The sequence below is a fragment of the Sphingomonas sp. H160509 genome (assembly GCF_024124765.2).
Lineage (GTDB): Bacteria > Pseudomonadota > Alphaproteobacteria > Sphingomonadales > Sphingomonadaceae > Sphingomonas.
Window position 1 is genome coordinate 1,486,108 of record NZ_JAMXSR020000002.1, and the last position, 20,408, is coordinate 1,506,515.

At 66.0% G+C, this 20,408-nt stretch carries 21 protein-coding genes and 4 pseudogenes; 2 read left to right on the forward strand and 23 right to left on the reverse strand.

The window, feature by feature from the left end:
• Positions 1-24: 24 nt before the first annotated feature.
• Positions 25-186 (reverse strand): hypothetical protein, encoded by a 162-nt coding sequence (locus NHF48_RS08965; RefSeq protein ID WP_253070890.1) that lies wholly within the window; start codon positions 184-186, stop codon positions 25-27.
• Positions 187-432: 246 nt separating this feature from the next.
• Here NHF48_RS08965 and NHF48_RS08970 point away from each other — a divergent pair, with 246 nt between their 5' ends.
• Positions 433-783 carry a hypothetical protein gene (locus NHF48_RS08970; RefSeq protein ID WP_253070891.1) on the forward strand — a complete coding sequence of 117 codons (351 nt, stop codon included), beginning with the start codon at positions 433-435 and terminating at the stop codon, positions 781-783.
• A gap of 1 nt (position 784) precedes the next feature.
• Here NHF48_RS08970 and NHF48_RS08975 read toward each other — a convergent pair whose 3' ends face one another.
• From NHF48_RS08975 to NHF48_RS09080, 22 genes and pseudogenes are all read right to left on the reverse strand, one after another.
• Complete coding sequence (locus NHF48_RS08975) at positions 785-1,624, reverse strand: glucosaminidase domain-containing protein (RefSeq protein ID WP_253070892.1); 840 nt, start codon at positions 1,622-1,624, stop codon at positions 785-787.
• 92 nt (positions 1,625-1,716) lie between these two features.
• Entirely contained in the window at positions 1,717-3,096 is a 1,380-nt protein-coding gene (locus NHF48_RS08980; RefSeq protein ID WP_253070893.1) for a hypothetical protein, read from the reverse strand.
• A 10-nt stretch (positions 3,097-3,106) separates the two neighbouring features.
• Entirely contained in the window at positions 3,107-3,664 is a 558-nt protein-coding gene (locus NHF48_RS08985) for a protein kinase domain-containing protein (protein WP_253070894.1), read from the reverse strand.
• Positions 3,665-3,844, reverse strand: a complete 180-nt coding sequence (locus NHF48_RS08990; RefSeq protein WP_253070895.1) for a hypothetical protein — start codon at positions 3,842-3,844, stop codon at positions 3,665-3,667.
• Positions 3,841-4,053 (reverse strand): hypothetical protein, encoded by a 213-nt coding sequence (locus NHF48_RS08995; protein ID WP_253072379.1) that lies wholly within the window; start codon positions 4,051-4,053, stop codon positions 3,841-3,843. The genes NHF48_RS08990 and NHF48_RS08995 overlap by 4 nt, the downstream gene beginning before the upstream one ends.
• Before the next feature lie 21 nt (positions 4,054-4,074).
• A pseudogene (locus NHF48_RS09000) lies at positions 4,075-4,320 on the reverse strand (AAA family ATPase); the annotation flags it as partial.
• Positions 4,321-4,411: 91 nt separating this feature from the next.
• Positions 4,412-5,200 (reverse strand): annotated as a pseudogene (locus tag NHF48_RS09005) (type VI secretion system ATPase TssH); the annotation flags it as partial.
• A gap of 224 nt (positions 5,201-5,424) precedes the next feature.
• Positions 5,425-6,318 (reverse strand): Clp protease N-terminal domain-containing protein, encoded by an 894-nt coding sequence (locus tag NHF48_RS09010; protein WP_253070896.1) that lies wholly within the window; start codon positions 6,316-6,318, stop codon positions 5,425-5,427.
• A complete protein-coding gene (tssG, locus tag NHF48_RS09015) occupies positions 6,315-7,355 on the reverse strand; it encodes a type VI secretion system baseplate subunit TssG (protein ID WP_253070897.1) in 1,041 nt (346 codons plus the stop codon). The genes NHF48_RS09010 and tssG overlap by 4 nt, the downstream gene beginning before the upstream one ends.
• Entirely contained in the window at positions 7,319-8,494 is a 1,176-nt protein-coding gene (tssF, locus tag NHF48_RS09020; protein WP_253070898.1) for a type VI secretion system baseplate subunit TssF, read from the reverse strand. The genes tssG and tssF overlap by 37 nt, the downstream gene beginning before the upstream one ends.
• Positions 8,448-8,762, reverse strand: a complete 315-nt coding sequence (locus NHF48_RS24920) for a type VI secretion system baseplate subunit TssF (protein ID WP_342454734.1) — start codon at positions 8,760-8,762, stop codon at positions 8,448-8,450. The genes tssF and NHF48_RS24920 overlap by 47 nt, the downstream gene beginning before the upstream one ends.
• A gap of 67 nt (positions 8,763-8,829) precedes the next feature.
• Positions 8,830-9,237, reverse strand: a pseudogene (locus NHF48_RS09030) (type VI secretion system baseplate subunit TssF); the annotation flags it as partial.
• Positions 9,237-9,749, reverse strand: a complete 513-nt coding sequence (locus NHF48_RS09035) for a type VI secretion system baseplate subunit TssE (protein ID WP_056488967.1) — start codon at positions 9,747-9,749, stop codon at positions 9,237-9,239. The pseudogene NHF48_RS09030 and the gene NHF48_RS09035, both read right to left, overlap by 1 nt.
• On the reverse strand, positions 9,746-10,453 hold the full coding sequence (locus NHF48_RS09040) for a type VI secretion system accessory protein TagJ (RefSeq protein ID WP_253070900.1): 708 nt from the start codon (positions 10,451-10,453) through the stop codon (positions 9,746-9,748). The genes NHF48_RS09035 and NHF48_RS09040 overlap by 4 nt, the downstream gene beginning before the upstream one ends.
• A 22-nt stretch (positions 10,454-10,475) precedes the next feature.
• Entirely contained in the window at positions 10,476-11,918 is a 1,443-nt protein-coding gene (locus NHF48_RS09045; protein ID WP_253070901.1) for a hypothetical protein, read from the reverse strand.
• 76 nt (positions 11,919-11,994) lie between these two features.
• On the reverse strand, positions 11,995-12,480 hold the full coding sequence (locus NHF48_RS09050) for an Hcp family type VI secretion system effector (RefSeq protein WP_056488962.1): 486 nt from the start codon (positions 12,478-12,480) through the stop codon (positions 11,995-11,997).
• A gap of 45 nt (positions 12,481-12,525) precedes the next feature.
• A complete protein-coding gene (tssC, locus tag NHF48_RS09055) occupies positions 12,526-14,016 on the reverse strand; it encodes a type VI secretion system contractile sheath large subunit (protein ID WP_056488959.1) in 1,491 nt (496 codons plus the stop codon).
• 28 nt (positions 14,017-14,044) lie between these two features.
• Entirely contained in the window at positions 14,045-14,350 is a 306-nt protein-coding gene (locus NHF48_RS09060; RefSeq protein ID WP_253070902.1) for a type VI secretion system contractile sheath small subunit, read from the reverse strand.
• On the reverse strand, positions 14,328-14,603 hold the full coding sequence (locus NHF48_RS09065) for a type VI secretion system contractile sheath small subunit (protein WP_253070903.1): 276 nt from the start codon (positions 14,601-14,603) through the stop codon (positions 14,328-14,330). The genes NHF48_RS09060 and NHF48_RS09065 overlap by 23 nt, the downstream gene beginning before the upstream one ends.
• Positions 14,604-14,697: 94 nt before the next feature.
• Positions 14,698-15,039, reverse strand: a complete 342-nt coding sequence (locus NHF48_RS09070) for a hypothetical protein (RefSeq protein ID WP_253070904.1) — start codon at positions 15,037-15,039, stop codon at positions 14,698-14,700.
• Positions 15,017-16,357, reverse strand: coding sequence for an ATP-binding protein (locus NHF48_RS09075; RefSeq protein ID WP_263816824.1), 1,341 nt, complete (start codon positions 16,355-16,357; stop codon positions 15,017-15,019). Before NHF48_RS09075 ends, NHF48_RS09070 begins: the two co-directional genes overlap by 23 nt.
• A gap of 259 nt (positions 16,358-16,616) precedes the next feature.
• Positions 16,617-17,369, reverse strand: a complete 753-nt coding sequence (locus tag NHF48_RS09080; protein WP_056488956.1) for a response regulator — start codon at positions 17,367-17,369, stop codon at positions 16,617-16,619.
• A gap of 338 nt (positions 17,370-17,707) precedes the next feature.
• On the opposite strand from NHF48_RS09080, the pseudogene tssK reads away from it, so the two are divergent.
• A pseudogene (gene tssK / locus NHF48_RS25900) lies at positions 17,708-20,319 on the forward strand (type VI secretion system baseplate subunit TssK); the annotation flags it as partial.
• Between the last annotated feature and the right edge of the window lie 89 nt (positions 20,320-20,408).

The window sequence follows — 20,408 nt, forward strand, 5'->3', positions numbered from 1 at the left end:
GCCTGTGTCGGCGACGCCGATCGGCTAGTGCCCGAGCACCGCAAGCAGCTCCTCGTCGCTCGACATTCGCCGGGCGTCGGTGTTGACGATCAGCACCGTCTCGCTCTCGTAGCGACTCGCGCCGTCTGCCGGTACGGCGGCATCAGCGTCGATCGGTGCTGCCGACGTCGATCGCGCCGTTATCACTTTCTAATCCTAGTGCTCCAATGACAACGCTACTAAATCGGGTCGAGGACACTTATTTTTCATTTCCAAAGGATTATAGCTTTGCGCTGAGAGCGGGATAGTATTCTAATGAAACTCGTTATGCGATCCGTGGTACTGGCCTTTGGTTTGGCGGCAGGTTTCAACGCTGGCATCGCCAACGCCGAACATACATGGGGTCGCTATGTAAACAATCGGTATCGATTCCAAATCTGCTACCCGGCAGTGTTGAAGGCGCAGGCAGAAGCGCCAAACGGCGACGGCCGTGTATTTCGTGGCGCGGATGGTGCGACGCTCACCGTTTTCGGCCGCAACGACGTGCTGAACGCCGGGATCGACGCTACCGCAAAGGAGGTCGCAGCTGATCTTGCCGGTCGAGGAGGTCGAACGACCTATGCTGCGGGACGTGGCAATTGGCGCGTCGTGTCGGGTGCCGATAGAGCCGGAACGATATTTTACGGCAAGGTGCTGCAACGCGGCGACCAGTTGGCAATCTTCCAGTTGCGATACCCGAAGACGGCCAACCGGTATCAGTCGATCGCTGCCCGGATGGGCGCATGTTTCTCCATGCTGAAATAGGCTATCGCGAGCCTGCTGCCGGCGCGTTGTAGCGGTACAAGTCCCGGCTGCGCATGATCGTCTTGAGCAATGTTCCGTAGTGGGTGTCGGTAGCGTAGCGCCCGGTCAGTGCGTCGGCATAGGCGTCCGGATTATCGGCATGGCGGCGCGCTTCGCCATAGGCTCGGTGCGTGGCGAGCAGCCGGCCATGCGCTTCGAACGCCTCGGCCAGGGTTGCGAACTTTCGGAACGGTGCGCGGATGTGGAAGGATCGGCCGCTGCGCGTCTCCTCGCGCGTGCGCACGGTAACTGACGGCTGCCCCGCCGCCGCCTTGATCCCGAACGGGTTGTTCGAGCCGGGCGGCATATGCCGGCCCTCGCCGCTTTCGAGTATCCATTGGGCAATGCTGATCGAGGCGGGAACGTGCCAGCGCTGTTCCGACTGTCGGGCTGCATCGATCACCTCGATGGGGGGCTCGCGGCTAGCACGCCGGGCCGGTACGGCGTGCGATACCGGTCGCGGCGTGGGTGGTAGGACAGCACGCGGTAACACCGGCGGCGGCGTCGAGGTCGCGCGGGGTGCAGCGCGCGGCACGGGGCGCATGGCGTTGAGCAATCGCAAGGTGGGGCCATTCGGGTCGATGCGTCCGTCGGAGCGCGGTCGACCGACGAGGCGGTGCTGCGCCTCGGCGATCGCACGAAGCGTTTGGGTCCCGCACATCCCGTCCACGCGCAAAGGCCGCGACGACCAAGCGGATCGCCGGATGTTGAGCAATTGCTGGATCGCGCGCACATCCGTCGACCGATTGACGCCGCCACGGCCGACCGCTCCGCCGATCGTGACATGAGGATAGCCCGCCATGTCCCGCCTACCGCGACGATGCCGCCGGACGGCCGTCGGTCCGAGCGTCGAGACGCGCCCACTGCCCGTTTACCTTGGTTTCGACGTGACCGTCATACCGCCGCAGCAACGTAAAGCCGTATTGCGCATAGCCCGAGAACCCACGCTTGAGCGCGGCGGAAATGCAGGCGTCGCGGCTGCGTACCCCGACATCCTGCCAGCGCCCCCTCTCTGTAGCGGCGACAAAACGCGGATGTCTTGGTCGGCGGGGAAACCGAAGATGTTTCCGTTCCGACGGAGGTCGCCCCCTGCACCGGGTAACCGTCGGCGATCGGCCTCGAGGACGTGCCGGGTAATCCCCGACCAATTCGTGTCTGGGCAATGGCTGGAAGGACGATCCAGGATACGATCACGGGCCAGTTCTTCCGAACGGCAAGGCTGCGGTAGCGTTCGATGCTGGCTCCCGCCGACGCCGCCGGCAATACCGGCAACGAGGACGCGCCATCGAGAACCGCCAGGACCGCGTTCCCCGGTTCGTTCGCGCAAAACCGTACGCGGTATCGTCCCGCACCATCCTGTCGAACCGTCCCACGCCGATCCGCGGATCGTGCCCATTGCTCCGCGCTGCCCGAAACGAGTGTCCGCGGCTTGCCCGACGGCGAGACAAACACCAGCGTTGCCGTACGCGCGTCGACCATGCCGTCGATCGTCGCGGTGATCGTCGTGCCGCCGTTCCTCCGGCACAGAGCGGTTCCCCGGCGCCGGTCGGCGCTGGTAGCCGCAACGATCGACAAGGGTGGAAGCGCACTGCCGATCGGCGGGGATTGCGCAGCCGGTGAGGAGGACTGCGGCGGCGTTGCAGAGGGCGTTGCGGGCGGCGTCGATCGAACCGACGCAATTGCAGGCCGTGATGCGGGAATGGCAGGCGCCGGCTTGGGACGAGACGGCTGCGAGCCCGTGCCGGGCCACGCCAGCCATACCAGCACCGACGCGACGACGACCGTGACGAGCGCGACGACTAGTCTCTTGTCGACCGATCGAGCCGGCCTGGACTTAGGGCGGCCTGCGCGTTTCGGCGTGGCGGGCGGCGCGACCGTCGGGCCGGCTGGCGGCTTGGTCGACGGTGCGGCCGGCCGGAGGGCAGGTGGAGCGGCGGGCGACGCGGCAGACGTCGCGGCCCGGACGATCGGTGCAGTATCGAGTGCTCCGACTACCGCATCCATCGATGCGGGACGCTCGGCCGGGTCCGGCTGCAACATGGCGCGGAACAGCGGATGCAGACTATCGGGCAGCGCGGACAGATCGGGCACGCTGGATCGGCGCTCCATCGCCTCGGACATGGTCCGTCCCATGTCGATGGGTTCGGACCGCGCGAAGGCGAGCAGGACGAGCGCGGTGCTGTAGATGTCGGTCCACGGACCGATGCGGTTGCCGTACAGGCCGAACTGCTCGGGGGCGACATAGCCGAGCTTGCCGGCGAACCCCTCGATCACGACGGTCCGATCATCGGGCTCGACATATTTGGCGATGCCGAAATCGATGATCTTGGCCTCGTCGATCCGCCCCCCCGGGAAGCAGGATGTTGTCGGGCGACATGTCGCGGTGGACGGCGCCGAGCTCGTGCGTGACTCGCAGTCCGCCCGCCAGCCGCCGGATTAATCGCGCGACTTCGTCTGGCCCCGGAACCTCGCCGTGCAAGCGCGCGGACAGCGCGTCGCCGTCGATGAAGTCGGTGACGAGATAATGCACGCCGAGCGTCGCATCGCGCGCGAACACGCGGTACTGAGCGACTGCCGGGTGGGCGACGCGGATCAGCAGTCGCGCCTCGCTGCGGAACAGCGACAGGATCTTCGGGTCTTCGGAGAGCCGCGGCAACATGACCTTGATCGCCACCAGCTCCTCGGTCTCGACATTGCTGCCGAGATAGACGTCGCCCATGCCGCCACGCGTCAGGAACCGGTCGATCCGGTAGATACCGTTCAGGATGGTGCCCGCGCTCAACCCGAACGCTGCCGCGATCGCCGGCGAACTCTCATGCGGATCGCAAATCCCGGTGTCCATCTATTCGGCCGCTTCCGCTCGGACGATCTGCGGTCCGGCCGTCTCGATCGCGCGGAAGGCGAGTTCGTCGTCGTCGACCCACAGCGCGATCTCGGCAGGAAGTTCGCCCAGCGCCTGCGCACGGAGCACCATCGTCGACAGTTCCGGCAAGACGTCACCCGTCAGGATCGCATCGATCATGCGCCCCCCGATGCCGATACGCGACAGCGCGACACGATCAGGTCGACGACCGCCTCGTCCCAGCGCAGCCGGATCACGTGATTGTCGGCCATCCGCCGGGCAATCCGCCCAAGCTGGAGGCGGACGATCGCGGTCAGGGTGGCAGCATCAAGCGGCCGATAGGCGAGTACCTTGAGCCGACCGAGCAGGGCTGGCGGAAAGGTCTGCAAAAGGTCGTCGCGGATCGCGTCGGCCAGCCCCGGCCCGTCCGGCGCAGTGAGATCGTCCGCACACAACGCCGCGATCGTGTCGGTGCCGATGTTCGAAGTGAGGAGGATCAACGTATTGCGGAAGTCGATGAACCGCCCTTCCGCATCCTCCATATAGCCCTTGTCGAACACCTGGAAGAACATCTCGTGGACGTCCGGGTGCGCCTTCTCGATCTCGTCGAGCAGGACGACCGCGTAGGGCCGCCGCCGCACCGCTTCGGTCAGCACGCCGCCCTGGCCGAAGCCGACATAACCGGCCGGCGCGCCCCTTCAAGGTCGAGACGGTATGTGCTTCCTGGAACTCGCTCATGTTGATCGTGATCAGGCTGTCGTCGCCGGAATAGAGAAGTTCGGCAAGCGCATGGGCGGTCTCGGTCTTGCCGACGCCGGATGGTCCGCAGAGCAGGAACACGCCGACCGGCTTGACCGGATCGTCGAGCCGGGCGCGGCTGATCCGGATGCGCCGCGCGATCGCATCGAGCGCCGCGTCCTGGCCGACGACGCGCTCCTTCAGGCGGTCTTCGATCACCAGCGCGGCGGCGATATCGTCCTTGACCATGCGGCCGACGGGGACGCCGGTCCAGTCGGCGACGACCGCTGCGATGGTGTCGGCATCGACCTCGCCGAAGACCATCGGCTGATCGCTGCGCAACCCGCGCGATGCGGCGATGGCATGGTCCAGCGCTGTGCCGGTGGCTTCGTCGTCCCCGAGTGCGTCCCTCGCCGCGTGGATCGCCGCGACGGCATCGCGCTCGGCGCGCCATTGCGCCTCTGTCTCGACGAGCGTCGCGCGGGCGAGTTCGAGTGTCTCGGCGAGCGGTGCCGCCGCCGCGCCGTCGGCGTAGCGCTGGCGCTGTTCGCGTTCGGCCGCCTCCAGCGCCGCCTCGACACGGGCGATCCGGCTGCGGGCGTCCTCGACCCGCGCGGGCGTCGCGTGCTGCGACACGCCGACCCGTGCCGCGGCGGTGTCGAGCAGGCTCACGGCCTTGTCGGGAAGCTGGCGCGCGGGGATGTAGCGCTGTGACAGCCGCACCGCCGCGTCCAGCGCCTCGTCGAGAATGGTCACGCCGTGATGCCGCTCCATCGGTTCGCGCACCGAGCGGAGCATCGCCACCGCCGTCTCGTCGTCGGGTTCGCCGACCGCGACCGGCTGGAACCGGCGGCTGAGCGCGGGGTCTTTCTCGACATATTGGCGGTATTCGGCCCAGGTCGTCGCCGCGATCGTCCGCAGGCGACCGCGGGCGAGCGCTGGCTTGAGCAGGTTCGCCGCGTCGCCGGTGCCTGCCTGCCCTCCAGCGCCGATCAGCGTATGCGCCTCGTCCACGAACAGGATCACCGGCTTGGCGGCGGTCTCGACCTCGTCGATGACCTGCCGCAGCCGCTTTCGAACTCGCCCTTGACCCCCGCCCCCGCCTGCAGGAGGCCGAGGTCGAGCGCGTGGAGCGACACTTCGGCGAGCGCGGGCGGCACGTCGCCATCGGCGATACGGCGCGCGAGACCCTCGACGATCGCGGTCTTGCCGACGCCCGCTTCGCCCGTGAGGATCGGGTTGTTCTGGCGACGACGCAGCAGGATGTCGATCATCTGGCGGATTTCCGGGTCGCGCCCGACGATCCGATCAATCTCGCCGGCGCGGGCGCGGGCGGTCAGATCGACCGCATAGCGCGCGAGTGCCTCGCCGCCCGCGGTCGGCGCCGCAGCGGTGCCGCCAGTTGTCGCGCTATCCGCAGCGGCTGCCGGCATCGTCCGCTCCGCGCTTCCCTGGACCAGCGTCTCGAACCGGTCGACGACCGTATCGGCGGAGAGGCGCCGGAAGGTCTCCGAGATCGCGAACAGATGCTCGCGCAGCCGCGGGGTCTTCAGGATCGCGACGAGGAGATGCCCGGTACGCACCTCGCCCGCGCCGAACAGCAGCGACGCGTAGAGCCAGCCACGCTCGATCGTATCCTCGATCTGCGGTGCGAAGTCGCTGACCGCCGTGGCACCTGATGGCAATCGATCGAGCGCCGTCACGATATCCGCGGACAGACGCGCCTCGTCGAGGCCACATGTCTGGATCAACGCCGCCACGTCGGTATCGCGATCCTTCACCAGCATATGCAGCCAATGGACGAGTTCGACGTACGGGTTGCCGCGCAGGCGACAGAACCCGGTTGCGCTCTCGATCGCACGGGTCGCGGCGGGGCCAAGCTTCCCGAACAGCACCTGCCGTCTGATATCCGTCATGCCGGTTCCTTCCGTTGCGATTGCGTCATCGTCCGCGCGCCGGCGCCGAGCCGGATATCGGCGCGCGAGCCGGTCTTCGATCGCGATCCGAGCCACCCGGTCCAACCGGGCCGGGAGCCGCTGCCGAGCCGAGCGGGCCGCATCGCGGCAGGCAAGGTCTCGATTTCGACGTCCCAATCGAGATGCGTCGGCACGAAGGCCGCGATCGCCTCCTCCAGCAACCGGTGGCGACCGCCGCCCGGCAACAGCGCGATCACCTCGCGATGACTCCCGGCGGTGACCGTCACGCGAAACGCGTCGGCGACCGTGCGGACACGTCCGCCTGCCAGCGCCTCGCGACCGAGCACCATCATGCCACCGCCAAGCGTGGAACGATCCTCCGGCTCGAGGTCGCGCCAGCGCGGCATGAATTCGGTGAGACGAACCGGCATCCGCATCAGATCGGACAGTGCGTCTGCGATACCCGCCGGGCTGCGCGGCGTGATGAACACCGGCGCATATCGGAGCCGCGCGCGCGCCGGGAAGGCGGAATCGTCGGTTGCGCCGTCCTGCGCGCCCGACAGCGCCGCGATCCGGTCGGCGGCGTAATCGTCATCGGGGCGATCGCCGCTCGCGGTGGGCGACGTGCTTGCCCAGGCGCGATAGAATAGCTGGAGCATCCGTCCGGCAATGACGTCGAGAAAGCCGTTGAACGGGCGCTGCTTCGAGTAGCGCCGTTCATACGACGCGAACTCGCTGATGTGCAGCGGTAACGGCGCCATCGGCCCGGTCAGGCCAAGCCAGTGCCCCTCGACGCGCGCGCGCTCGTCGTCCACTGCGATGCCTTCGATAGTTGCGGCAGGAAAGGCCAGCGACGGCGTCTGGGCAATCTCGACGACGTCTTGCTGCGGCAGCCGCGCGGTACCGATCCGCGGCAGCGCGCCCGCCCGCGCCTCTGCACCGCGCAGCAGCTCGAACGGGGCGAGTGCCTGCACGCGCTGGGCGCCAAGACGCAGGTACGTCAGATGGTCGGTCGACGACCGAGCCTTGCTGGCCATTGCGTCACGCCCTCCCTTCCCGTGGTTTCGAGTGCGGTTTCCGTGAAGCTGTTGATCGAGGCGAACTCGGCAAGGAACCGATCGATCACCGCCCCGAACAGCACCATCCGGCCATTGTCGAACCCGGCCTCGTCGAGACCCAGATGCAGGCGCTGGCCTCGCACGAACGCGCTGGGTCCCGCACCCGGAGCGCGCCGCGATACCGGTTCGGCACGTACCGTCTTGACCGCCTCGACCTGGCGCCGGGCGACGGCGTCCTCAGGCCGCGCATACAGCGCCAGATGATGGCGCAGTGCGCCCGCGTCGCATTCGTCCGTGCCGCGGCCGGCAAAGCCGAACTGGTTGGGTGTCAGATGCGCGATCACCCGCCACGCCCCGTCGTTCAACCCGAGCGGCGCACGCGGCGGCGTCGGCGGCCGGAGCATGGTGATGCCGCTGACCGCCACGCCGTCGATCGAGAAGGCGGTGCCGCGACCGCGGCCCATCCGTTCGGGCAGATCGCGGTTGGTGACCAGTGCACGGATCGACAGTTCGTGAATGTCCTCCGTCCTGTTCGCGCGGGCAGGTGCAGATACGCTGATCCACGTTTCCGTGCCGACATAATCGGACCGTCCATTCGCCCGGCGCTCGCGTGCGGGGAGACGTCGCGGCGTCAGGCGCGTGGCGTAGAACAAGGTGTCGCTCCAATCATACGACAACCCGGCAAAATCGTGCATCGGCACCACCGGCACAGTACCACCGTCACGTCGATGTGCTCGGACGTCGAGCAGCCGGTTGACCTCGAAATCGAGCGGGCGCGTGCGATCGGCGATCGTCAGCCGCTCATGATCGAATGCAGTGACGGCGACCCGGTCGAGCTGCTTCTCGAACAGGTTGACCGCCGGGGTCGCGTACAGCCGCAGGTTGGCGTCGGTCACCGATCCGACGAGCGCGGCGGCGCGGCGGCGGAACAGGATGACCACGTCGCATTCGGTCGCCTCGCCGCACGCGGCGAAGCGGCGAGCCAGTCCGTCGAGCGCAATGAACAGGAACCGTTCGGGACAGGCGAAATATTCGGACAGGAGACGGTAACCGCGATGCGTCCGCCCGTCGCTAGGGATCAGCGCGCACTCCTCCTCGAAGCCATGGGCACGCGGCAAGGGCAAATCCGCCGAAGGAGTCCCGACGCTGTCGGCAGGGGCGCAATACGACCGACACCGCATCCGCCACCAGTTGCCGGTACAGCTCGCCCGGGATCGCCTGTGACCCATCGAGGTAGAGCGGTAGCGGACCGGGCGCGAGCTCCGACAATTTCGCGCCGCCCGTCGCGGTCAGGCGGATCCGAAGCCCGGCCTCGGCACCCTCCCCCGGCGCCCCTGCCTCCTGCGTCCCTGCCCCCAGCGTCCTTGCCCCCAGCGTTTTTGCCAAGGAACGGTGCCAGCGACGCGCGCGACGGAAGATACTCCGCCTGGGTCAGTTGCAACGGCCAGAGCGTCACGTCGTGCCCGGTCCGGAACGTCACGGTCGCGCCGTCCCGTTCGCCTGCGAGCGCATTGAGGTGACTCAGCCGCGGGATGTCGATGCCATCGGCCAGCGCGCCGTCATTCTCCCGCGGTTCGAACGCCACCACGCACATCGACGGCGTCGGCGCGAGGTAATTGGGCTGGAGCGCGTGCAGCAGATGCTGGGTGAAATCGGGAAACTGGTCGCGCAGCTTGAGTTGCACGCGCGCACCGAGAAACGCGACGCCCTCCAGCAGTCGCTCGACATGGGGGTCGACTTCGGCGGGGGACTGCAGGCCCAGCCGGCCCGCGACCGTCTGATGCTCTTCTCCGAACTCGCGCGCGGCCTCGCGCAGGTAGACGAGTTCGTCGTTATAGGCCTGGAGAAGACGCGGATCCATCAGCCGACCCTCAACGATACGCTGCCGGTGTCGATCTCGACCTCGGTGCGCAGTTCGACCGGCACCATGTCCGCAAGGTCCCCGCGGATGACGAAGCCGACGCTGTTGGGACGATCCGGATCGACGTCGACCTCGACGTCCAGGCTACCATGATCGATCCGCGGCTCGAACCGGCCGATCGCCTCGCGCATGTCGCGCGCGCGCTGCTGCAGTTCCTGGCGGTAGAGCATCTTGCCGGTCAGGTCGCCGAGACCGTAGTTGAGCGTCGACAGCGCGACTTCGGGATACGCGGAAAGGTCGGCGACGGCGGCCAGATTGGTGGTGTTCAGCAACCAGTTCAGCTCGCGCAGCAGTGTGGCCCGCAACGCCTTGTCACCGAACCGATCGAGCCGTGGCACGGCATAATGCCGGAGCGCGCGGTCGAGATTCTCGACGTCGGAATCGTCGCGTAGGCCGTCGAGCGCGAGATCGCCCACCAGCTTGTCGAACAGCGTCGGTTGCGGACCACTCACGCGGTGTTCTCAAAGCTGAGGTGGCGAAACTCGAGGATCGGCACGTCATGTCCGGTCGAGGTCGTCCAGATCCGCTGGCCGACCCCGTGGATGCCGCCACCATGTTCGCGCCATTCGGTGCGTCGAGCCAGCCGCAGCATGGTATCCGCTTCGGCGGCGGTGCCGGGGTAGGTCACGGGCAGCAGCGCGGCGAGCGCGCTGCCGTCGCGCAACCGGATCTGCGCGGGCAACCAGACTAGGTCGCGCAGGTCGACGGGGCCCTCGGTGTCGATCGAGAGGATGGTCGCGAACGGGATCAGCCTCCTCGTACCACCGATGATCGCCTCGAGATTCGGGCCGAACCGCGTGTCGCCGTCGAACAGGAAATCGAACCGCTGGCCGTCAGCCTCGCCCGGCGTGTCCGGCGCGTCGGTGAAATCGGCTTCCACGATCTCGCCGTCGCGCGCCTTCATCGCCTCGATCGCTTGCGCATACGCGCGTGCGAGCATCTGTAGATCGGGAGATTGACCGCCCAGCACGCGGAGCTGCGCCTGTGCGCGGTCCCAGTCCGCGCCGACGCAGAGGACCTGGAACAGGACCATGCGGGTATCGCGATCGCCGGGTGCGGCACGCAGACGCGACGCCAACGCGGCCACCGCGCCGGACAGGTCGCCGGCGCGGACAACGGCCTCGATCTCGGGGCCAGCCAGGGTCGAACGCGTCATGCGAAATCTTTCAGCGGCGCGATCATGCCGCAACCGCACCCTTCACCGCGCTGTAGGCGTCCAGCGCGCCCAGGCCGAATTCCTTCGACGTCGCGAGATACTCGACCTTGCAATCCTCCGAGATCGAAGACTTCGCTTCCTCGGGATAGTCGTGCCGCAGCGCGTTGATCACACCGCCGGCCGAGGCGCGCCATTCGTTGAGGGTGGTGGCAACACCGATGATGCCCGTCACGTTCGGGACCTCGCTGTCCGTGACGATACCGACCTTGCTGGCGAACCCCATCAGCGATCCACTCGTCAATGCTTCGGTCTGGCCGGCGAACCACATCCCGACTCCGAAGACGAGTGCGCCGCCCTGCTCGGCCGCATCCAACCGGTTCATCGTGGTTTCGCGCTGAAACTGCTGGACCTGCGTCCGCATCTTCTGTGCGATCACGCGCCCGACATCGTAATAGGTCTTCAGCCAGAGGATCGACACCTGGCCGCGAAATCCGTCTCGCTTGCGCGAGACGCCGGCCGTACCGCGCTCGTCGCTGATGATCCGCACGGCGAGCGCCTCGTTGGTCGCAAGCTTCGCCCTGTCGTTGGGGTCGGTCGACATCGCGAGCTCCTCGTCGACGTCCAGAAGGTCCATGAGGATCGCGGTGAGTGCGTTCGCCTCCTTGACGAGGTGCGACAGTTTGACTTCATATTCGGCGATCGCACTTTGAAAGCCCGATACCGATGGCCCCAGCGATCGTCCGTTGGCGAAGGGAAGCTGGTTCAGCTTCAGGTTGGTGGCCATGATGTTTGCAACGGCCTTCCCGCCGAGCGCAGCGTTCTTCGCCATGCCGCGGTTCGACTGAGCGCCGTGCAACTGGCTGCCATACGCCTCGCCCATCTTGCGCACGTGCCGCATGACGTTCGCCTCGGACGTCTGGACGTCTCGCCACGCGCCGGCGAGCGCGCCTATCGTCGTCGCGACCGCCGACCATGCGCCGAATATGGCGGGAATGGACGTCGCGCCGAACGATGCGGCGGCACTGGCCAGTCCCGCGCCGGACGATACCAGGCCCATCACGCACTTGGCGCAGGTGAGCGCGTTTTCGACCTTCGCCTTACGCCAGCGTCGCAGGCCGCCCTTCTGGCCCTGTCCCGCCTGCTGTACCCATAACGGCACATCGCTGGCCGCCTTTTTGAGGATCGGGCTGTTGGCGCTCAGCGTACCGGTCCGCTTGAATTCGGCAGCGAATTCGGGCGCGATCCTGGTCGACATCTGACGCCCTACCGCGAGCAGGATTTCGGTGTGAAGAAGAGGCGACCGCACGACTAGCTTGTACGATGCACGGTCGAGCACTGCCGTGTAGACGACATCCTCCGCCTGCAAGCCGGGCGGTGCCGCGCCGCCGCCGGCCCGGAGCAGCGTCGCCGTCGTGCCGCGAAACACGACCAGCGGATAGGTCGTATTCGATGAGAAGATCGACATTCCTCGACTCCGCTGGTCAAAACGTCGTGGTCGCCGCGGGCCCAAGCTCCGGCGGCGATCGTATCCATGGCGGGGATCAGGCGGCCTGATTCTTGCGGATGTCCCATTTGAACGGAATGTCACCAGCCGAACCGCCGGTGGCGGACTGCGGCTTGTACTTGACGTTCACCTTCTCGAAGTTGAGCGTGACCGTCTCGGTGGTCAGCTCGTCGCCGAGGCTGCCGCCATGCTGGACGCCGGATACGAACACCTGGTCCATCTCGATTTCCAGATATTCGAGCGGCGCGTCGCCACCGACCTTGCGGCAGAACAGCGTCGCCTTGGTGAAATGCTTGCCCTTGGCGCAGTTCTCGAGGATCGTGCTGGTCGCCTTGTCGACGTATTTGGTGATCGTCAGATCGTGGAAGCTCGCCTTGCCAGTGCCGGAGCCGCCGCCCAGATGGCCGGAGCCCTGGTTGGCGACACCCCAGTTCCAGGCGAGGATGTCGACCTGGTTCTCGTGACCATTCGCAATCGATTCGCCTTTGCACGCATCGAGATCGAGGAACATTTCGACGGCCATGATGATCTCCTAGACAGTAAAAAAACGGGAACAGGACGTTGTGGATCAGTTCGACTTGGGGAGGCGCGAGACCATGCTCAGCGTCACGTCCATGCCTTCCAGCTGGTAGTGCGGCACCATCTGGAAGATGCCGCGGTAATAGCCCGGGTTCTCCGGGTCCGGCAGCACCTGGACGTTAGCCTGCTTGAGCGGCTTCCTGGCCTTGGTGTTCTCGTTCGAATGCTCGGGCTGCAGATCGACATACTGCATGATCCAGCTCTGCAGGTCGCGTTCGAGCTGCGGTGCCTCGCGGGTGCCGCCAATCCAGTCTCGGACCATGCATTTCAGGTAATGGCCGAAGCGGCAGCTGGCGAAGATGTACGGAAGCCGCGCCGACAGGTTTGCGTTGGCGGTGGCGTCCGGATCTTCGTAGGCCTTGGGCTCGTGCACCGTCTGCGCGCCGATGAAGGTCGCGTGGTCGGTGTTCTTGCGGTGGATCAGCGCCATCAGCCCCGCCTTGGACAGCTCGGCCTCACGACGGTCCGAGATCGCGATCTCGGTCGGGCATTTGACATCGACGCCGCCCTCGTCGGTCGGGAACAGCGATACCGGCAGATCCTCGACCGTGCCGCCGGATTCCACGCCGCGGATGCGGGTGCACCAGCCATAGGTCTTGAACGCCTCGGTAATCCTTACCCCCAACGCATAGGACGCGTTGAGCCAGAGGTAATTATCGTGGTTGCCATCGACCTCTTCCTCGAACGAGAAATCGGCGACCGGTTCGGTCAAGGCACCGTACAACGGGCGACCGAGGAACCGTGGCAGGGTCAGCGCGAGATAGCGGCTGTCATGCGAGGCGCGGAACGATCGCCACGCCATGTAATCCGTCGCATCGAACTGCTTGGCGATGTCGCGTGGATTGGCGAGTTGTCGCCAGCTGTCCATGCCGATCAACTGCGGGGCCGCCGCAGCGATGAACGGGGCGTGCGCCGCCGCGCCGATCTTGCTCAGGCCCTTCATCACTTCCAGGTCCGGGCCATAGTGATCGAACTGGTAGTCGCAGATCACCGCACCGTAGGGCTGGCCGCCAAGCTGTCCGAACTCCTGCTCGTACAGCTTCTTGAACAACGGGCTCTGATCCCAGGCAGCGTCGCGATATTGCCGCAACTGCCGCCGCGTCTCTTCCTTCGAGATGTTGAGCACGCGGATCTTGAGATCGCGCCCGGTCGACGTGTTGCCAACCAGATACCAGAGCCCGCGCCACGCCGATTCGAGCGCCTGAAAATCGGGATGGTGCAGGATCAGGTTGATCTGCGCGGTAAGTTTCCGATCGATTGCCGCCTTCAGCGCGTCGACCGTGAGGTAGACGTCCTCGCCGATCACCGCGGTATCCGCCAGCGCCTGTTGCGCCATCGTCTTGACCGCCTGCTCGATCCGCGCCTGCTTGGCGTCCGAGCCGGATTTGAATTCGCGTTGCAGCAACGCGGTAAAATCGTCGACCACGGCGTCCTGCACGGTCGGCTGCAACGCGTGGTCCTGCACCATCTGTTCGGCCATCACCTGTCTCCAGTTTGCTAGTTCGCGGTCACTTCTCGGTGCCGTCGGGGTCGATGGCGGACACGGCGTCGGATGCTGCGGCCGCATCCTCTCGTGCACGCTCTTCAGCGAGCGCCTGCATCAGCGCAGGATCCTTCAGCACACGGTCGAGCAGGTCCTGCGCACCCGCCTTGCCGTCCATGTACAGCATGAGGTCGTTGAGTTGCTCGCGTGCTTCCAACAGCTTGGCGAGCGCTGGAACGGTGCGCGCGATCCTGCCGGGCGAAAAATCCTCGAGCGTCCTGAACGTGATGTCGACGCCAAGCCGGCCTTCACCGGTCAGGCTGTTCTCCACCGCAAATGCGGCACGGGGGGGCGATCGAGTCCATCCGCTCCTCGAAGTTGTCCATGTCGAACTCGAGGAAGTCGCGCTGTTCGAAGGGCTTCTTCTCCACGTCGCTCTTGCCCGACAGATCCGACATTACGCCCATCACGAAAGGCAGTTCGATCTTCTGTCGGGACCCGTAGGTCTCCACCTCATATTCGATGTGGACGCGTGGTTTCCGGTTTTCGCGGATGAAGCGCTGTCCGCTCTTGTCCATCAGCATGTTTGGCCTCGCCGGTTGCTGCGGGCACCATGCCGGTGCCGCCTGCGCCAGAGATGCGGCTGCCGGGCTTCACCCGGATTTCAGATCGGGCGTTCTATGCTACGATTGTCACATTCGACGACACCCGCGGGTGGGTCGAAGTACCTTCGGGGGTGTTTGGAATCAGGCTCAGGGCAAGCGCATGGGCAAGGTTCGCGGGCTGGAATGGGTAGCGGACGACCGCTCCCCCCTGTACCACCTGCCCAAGAAACTCGGGTTGCGGCACCGCGACCAGCAAGGGCGCCGTAATGCCCGCGATCCGCAGACGCGCGGCAAGTTCATCCGCCAACCGCGGATCGAAGCTTGCTACGACCGCAACGTCGATGTCCCCCTCGATAGCGTCGAGCGTCTCGGGACTGGTGATGCCAATCGGCTCATAGCCCAGCGCGGCGAACAATTCCTCGTCGTTGGACAGCCGTTGCCCGTCTGTGTTCACGATCAGCACCGTTTCGCCCGTACCCCCTGTTGACGTCGCCCGCCAGCGGAGCGTCGCCGTCCGCAGCCAGCGGGATCCAGACCGTGAAACGGCTGCCAACGCCGACGATACTGTCGATGTCGATCGCGCCGCCAGCAGCCTCGATGATCTCGCGGGCCGTCGACAGACCCAGGCCGGTGCCCCCCTGCCGCGTGGTATAGAAGGCATCGAAGATGTGCGGGATCGCCTCGGCGGGAATCCCGCGCCCTTCGTCGGAGACCGCGATGGTCGCGTAGCGCCCTCGGCGCAGCACGTTGTGGCTCAACTTTATCGGATCGTCGAGCAAACGAAACGTCGACTGACAGGTGATCGCGCCGCCGCCCGCCATGGCGTTGTCGGCATTGCTGCACAGGTTGAGCAGTACCTGCTGCAATTGCCCGAAATCGCCCTCGACGTGCATCGGCTCCTCGGCAGGTTGCCAGTCCAGCGTCACGCCGCTTGGCAAAGCCGCCGTGACGAGTTTGTGCGTTTCGGCAAGCAGTGCGGCCAGCGAAACCGTCTCCGCCGGCCCTTCGACCCGGCGGCCGAAATGAAGCACGTCCGACACGAGGCCGCTCGCGCGTTTTACCGCCTGCCCGATTTCAACGAGGTTGGCGGATACCACGCCGTTCGCTGGCACGTGCAACGCGGCGGTCGCGCGAAACCCGTCGATCGCGGTCAGAATATTGTTGAGGTTATGCGATAGCCCGCTGGCCAGTGCGCCGATCGCCTCCATTCGACGACCGAGCGCCATTTTCTGGTCGATGACCAGCCGTTCGGTCTCCAGCCGGTGACGCTGCTCGAGTTGCAACGCGGTTTGCAGCGCGGAGGCGAGCCCGTGGATCGTCTCGGGATAGACGACCCATCGATTGCGCGCGGTCAAGCACAGCAGCACGAGGTCCTGATGCTCTCGCGAGCGCATCATCAATGTCGTCGCCCAAGTGCCGCGCTTTCGGGTCATGACCTGGTTCCAGGAAGCTACCGACCGCGCGCCCGGTTCGACCAGGATCGTATTTTCGTCCCAAGGAAAGCGATCAACGATCCTGGCGGTTCGCGCCTCCGCGTCCAGCTGAGTGAGAGCCTGGTGAGACCCGTCTGCGGACCAGCCGTAGAATGCGTCGACATCGGCATCCCCACCGACCAGAAGCCATACCTGATCCACACCGATGATCGAGCCAAGGTCGGCAAGCGCATCCTCGATCCGCAGACCGAGTTCCGATGACGGCCCGTCCAGCAACAGCGTGAATACGGTCGAGTGCATCGCTTCCAGACGCAAACGACGGTCATGTGCCCGCCGGTGGAGGCACCAGACCACGGCCATTGCAACAGCCAAGCCCAGCAAGATGATTGCCGGACCTGCCTCGCTCGGCAAATGTGTTGCCATCAAGTCGGTCTACTTGGTTCTACCGGCAGCAATCGCGCCTGGACCCTATGCGACGCCATGGGAAGCGGCGGCGCAACACATCGTGCCCGCTCGTCCACGTGTCGGCGTGCTCGAGCATGAACGGATCTCACGCCGCTCAGTGGATCGTTACATCGGCGTCAAGAAGATAGCCGAGGCCGCGCTCGGTTCTGATCAGTCTGGGCGAACGCGGATCGATCTCCAGCTTGCGACGCAGACGTAAAATCTGGACGTCGATGCTACGATCGAACACGTCCTCGTGCAGACGGGTCGCCTGCAACAAATGCTCGCGGCTGAGCGGCCGGCGAGGCGCAGTGACAAAAGCGCTGAGCAGCGCAAATTCATTCTTGGTAAGCGTGACCGTCTCGCCCGTCGGGCTGATCAGCCGCCGCGTCCGCTGTTCGAAACGCCAGCCTGCGAACGCGTAATCGAGCTCGGCATGCCGCGCAGGCGCACTGCGATCCATCGTTCGGCGGCGGAGGTTCGAACGAATCCGGGCAAGCAACTCGCGCATGTCGAAGGGCTTCAGCAGATAATCGTCGGCACCCAGCTCCAGGCCCACGACCCGGTCGATCTCATCGCGCAAATGCCCTGTCATCAGAATAACCGGCACGACACTCTTGCCGCGAATCTCACGCAGGAGATCCAGGCCGTCCTCTTCGCCCAGATGGATATCCATGACGATCAGGTCGGGTTCGCGCACCGCGAGGGTATGGAACAGCCCCTGGCGACCCGGAACGGCAGACGCACGGAGGTTATGCTCGTTCAAATAATTAACCACTGAGCGTCGCATTGAATCTTCGTCATCGACGACCAAAACTCGCGCGGAATGAAACGAATTGTTCGTTGAAATCGCTTCGATAAACGACATGCGGTACCGCTCCGACAGCTCGACGCCCTTTTTAAGCGAACGCCTTGTTATTACCGTAAGAAAAATGTCACAAACATCAGCATAGACTTAATACTGAATTGTTAAGCACATTCTTACAATACCTACGTAGTCGAACTTTAAACCTTACTGGCAGATGAACGTCCAGACGGTAGGAACGGGGTCATGTTTCAACCGTAACCCGCCGTGCAGTCCTCGACACGGCGTTGAAACCGGAACGCCGCAAGACGGTGGCCATGTCCATCGTTTCGCCCCTCGACGTTCCGCCCGACGACGCCCGCAGGTCGCAGTCATGGTAAGCCGCAGCCGGGTCGCATGGCGTGAGGGGCCTGTTCCTGCGCCAGCAGCATTTCCAGCAGCAGGATCGGCATCTCGACGCGGCGATCGCCGCGCAGGGACGCAATGCCGGACCGTACCGCTGGGGCGTGACCGAGCTGGTGATCGACCGCGAGCTCGCCGGGCTGGGCAAGTTCGCGATCGAACATCTGCGTGGCGTGATGCCCGATGGAACGTATTTCGCGATTCCCGACGATCTGCCGCCGCCAGCCCCGATGGACATGCCGGCCGATGCGCGCGACGCGATCGTCTTCCTTACCTTGCCCGCGAACCAGCCCGGTGCGGTCGCGTTTCGCAACGACGCGCATCCCGCCGCGCACACGACTCGGTTCGTGGTGGTGGAGGACGAAGTGATCGACACGTTCTCCGAAGATCGCAGCGCCGAGGCGGTCGAACTCGCTCGACCCAACCTCAGTTTCGGCGTTTCCCGCGACCAGACCTATGGACGCGTGATCCTGGGGCTGGCGCGGGTACGCGAGACCGTCAACGGTGCGGTGCAGTTCGACGCGCGCTATGTCCCGCCGGTGCTCGACATCCGGGCGAGCGACCGCGTGTCGGCGATGCTGCGCGACATTCTCGGCCGCGCCGCGCAACGTATCGACGAACTGGCACTGCGCGCGGTGGAGGCGACCGAGGGCGGCGCCGAGACCTTCGTCAACTTCCTCCTGCTGCAGACGCTCAACCGCTGGCACGCGCAACTGGCGCATCTTACCGCGCTGCCGATGGTGCACCCGGAACGGCTGTACGAAATGTTGCTGGGCATGGCGGGCGAGATCACCACGTTGACGCATGTCGACCGGCGTCCGCCGACGTTCCCGAGTTACGATCACGAGCGACTCGCGGACAGTTTCGAGCCGGTGGTGGAGTCGATCCAGGCCGCCTTGTCCGCGATCTTCGACCGTGCCGCCTTCCAGCTGCCGCTCGAACAGGCGGGCCCCGGTGCGTACACGTCGCGCATAACGGACCCTGCGCCTTATGTGTCGGGCTTCCTCTACATCGCGGTAAGCGCCCGGATGCCGCTGGAAGACGTTCGCACACGCTTCCCTGCGACCGCCAAGATCGGCCCGGTCGGCAAGATGCAGCAGATCGTCGAGTCCGCGCTGGCCGGCGTACCCCCTGCGTCACGTGCCGACCGCGCCCCCCGCAGATCCGAACGCTGCCCGGCTACGCCTATTTCGAGCTCGACCGACAATCGCCCGACTTCGCGGCGCTCGCGACCTCGCCTGCGCTCGGCCTGCATCTGTCGGGCGACTGGCCCGAGCTGCAGATCGAATTGTGGTGCGTCAAGCGGGGGGCCGAGGCGGTGAGCCGGCGCGGCGACGAGAGCGAGCAGACGATCTTTCGGCCGAGCCCGCTGCAGGAGTTGCGCGCGCGGCAACAGGGCGCGACGCTGTTTGTATCGTCGGATCGGAATGATGCGCCGCCGGGTGCTACGCACGACTCCCTGCCGCCCTTGCACCCTTCGTCCCTGCCCCCGTCGATCGACGAGGACTTCCCCGATCCCGGGGTAGCACGGACGGCGCGCAATCCGGTGCGCGAGGCGGCGACCCCGCTGCTCGCGCTGATCTCCGCGGTGCGGTCCGGGCGGATAGACCTGCCGCTGCCCGAGCTTCATCGCCGCGCCAGTGCCGCCGCCGCGCGGTTCGACCAGGCGTTGCTGCAAATCGGCCTCGACGTCGAGGAACAGCGGCGCGCGCGCTATGCGGTCTATGCCACCGTCGACGATGTCGCGCAGACACTGCCGGGGCGCGGCGCGGAAGGCGTCGAATGGGCGCGGCGCAGCATGGTGGTCCGCGGTTTCGGCGAGAATATCGGCGGCGACCGGTTCTGGATGCTGCTGGCGGACATGCTCGCGCATCCCGCCGGTCATGCCGACCTGATCGAGCTTTACCACGCCTGCCTAGCCGCGGGGTTCCACGGCCGCCACCGGGTCGGCAACACCGGCAGCGCCGACCTCAACCGGACGATGGCCGACGCCTATGCCGCTTTGCCGCATGTCCGCGCCGTGTCGGAGACCGAACTCGTGCCGGCGTGGCGCGGCCGCCCCACGCCGCGCCGTACCGCCGGGGCATGGGCGCCGCTGTTGCTGGCCGCCAGCGTACTTGCCGGGGGGCTGCTTGTGCTGCTGCTCGTGCTGCGGCTTATCCTGGGGCAGACCGGCCAGCCCGCGCTGGCGGCGATGGCAGCGATCAATCCCCAGACCCCGCTGCGCCTGTCGCGCCGCGCCGATGCCGCCGCCCAGCCGACGAGTGCCCAGCAATCGCGAATCGCCGGGCTTCTCGCACCGGAAATCGCCCAACATCTCGTCACGCTCGACGAGGATGCGAACAGCGTGCGCGTACGGACCACGATCGGTCAGCTCTTCCGTTCGGGCTCCGACGTGCTCGAACCCGGGCGGCAGGCACTGTTCGAGAGGATCGCGCGCGCCGTCGCGCAGGAGCGTGGCGCGATCCGGATCGAGGGTCATGCCGACAGCGATCCGGTGACCAGCCTGGCCTTCCCGGACAATCAGGCGCTGTCGGACGCACGCGCACAGGCGGTTGCGACGGTGTTCCGCGGGTTGCTCCCCGATCCTAAGCGGGTGTCATCGCAAGGGTTCGGGGCAACCCGCCCCATCGCCACCAACGCCACCGCAGCGGGGAAAGCACTCAACCGCCGCGTCGAAATCGTCGTGCCGCGCACGGG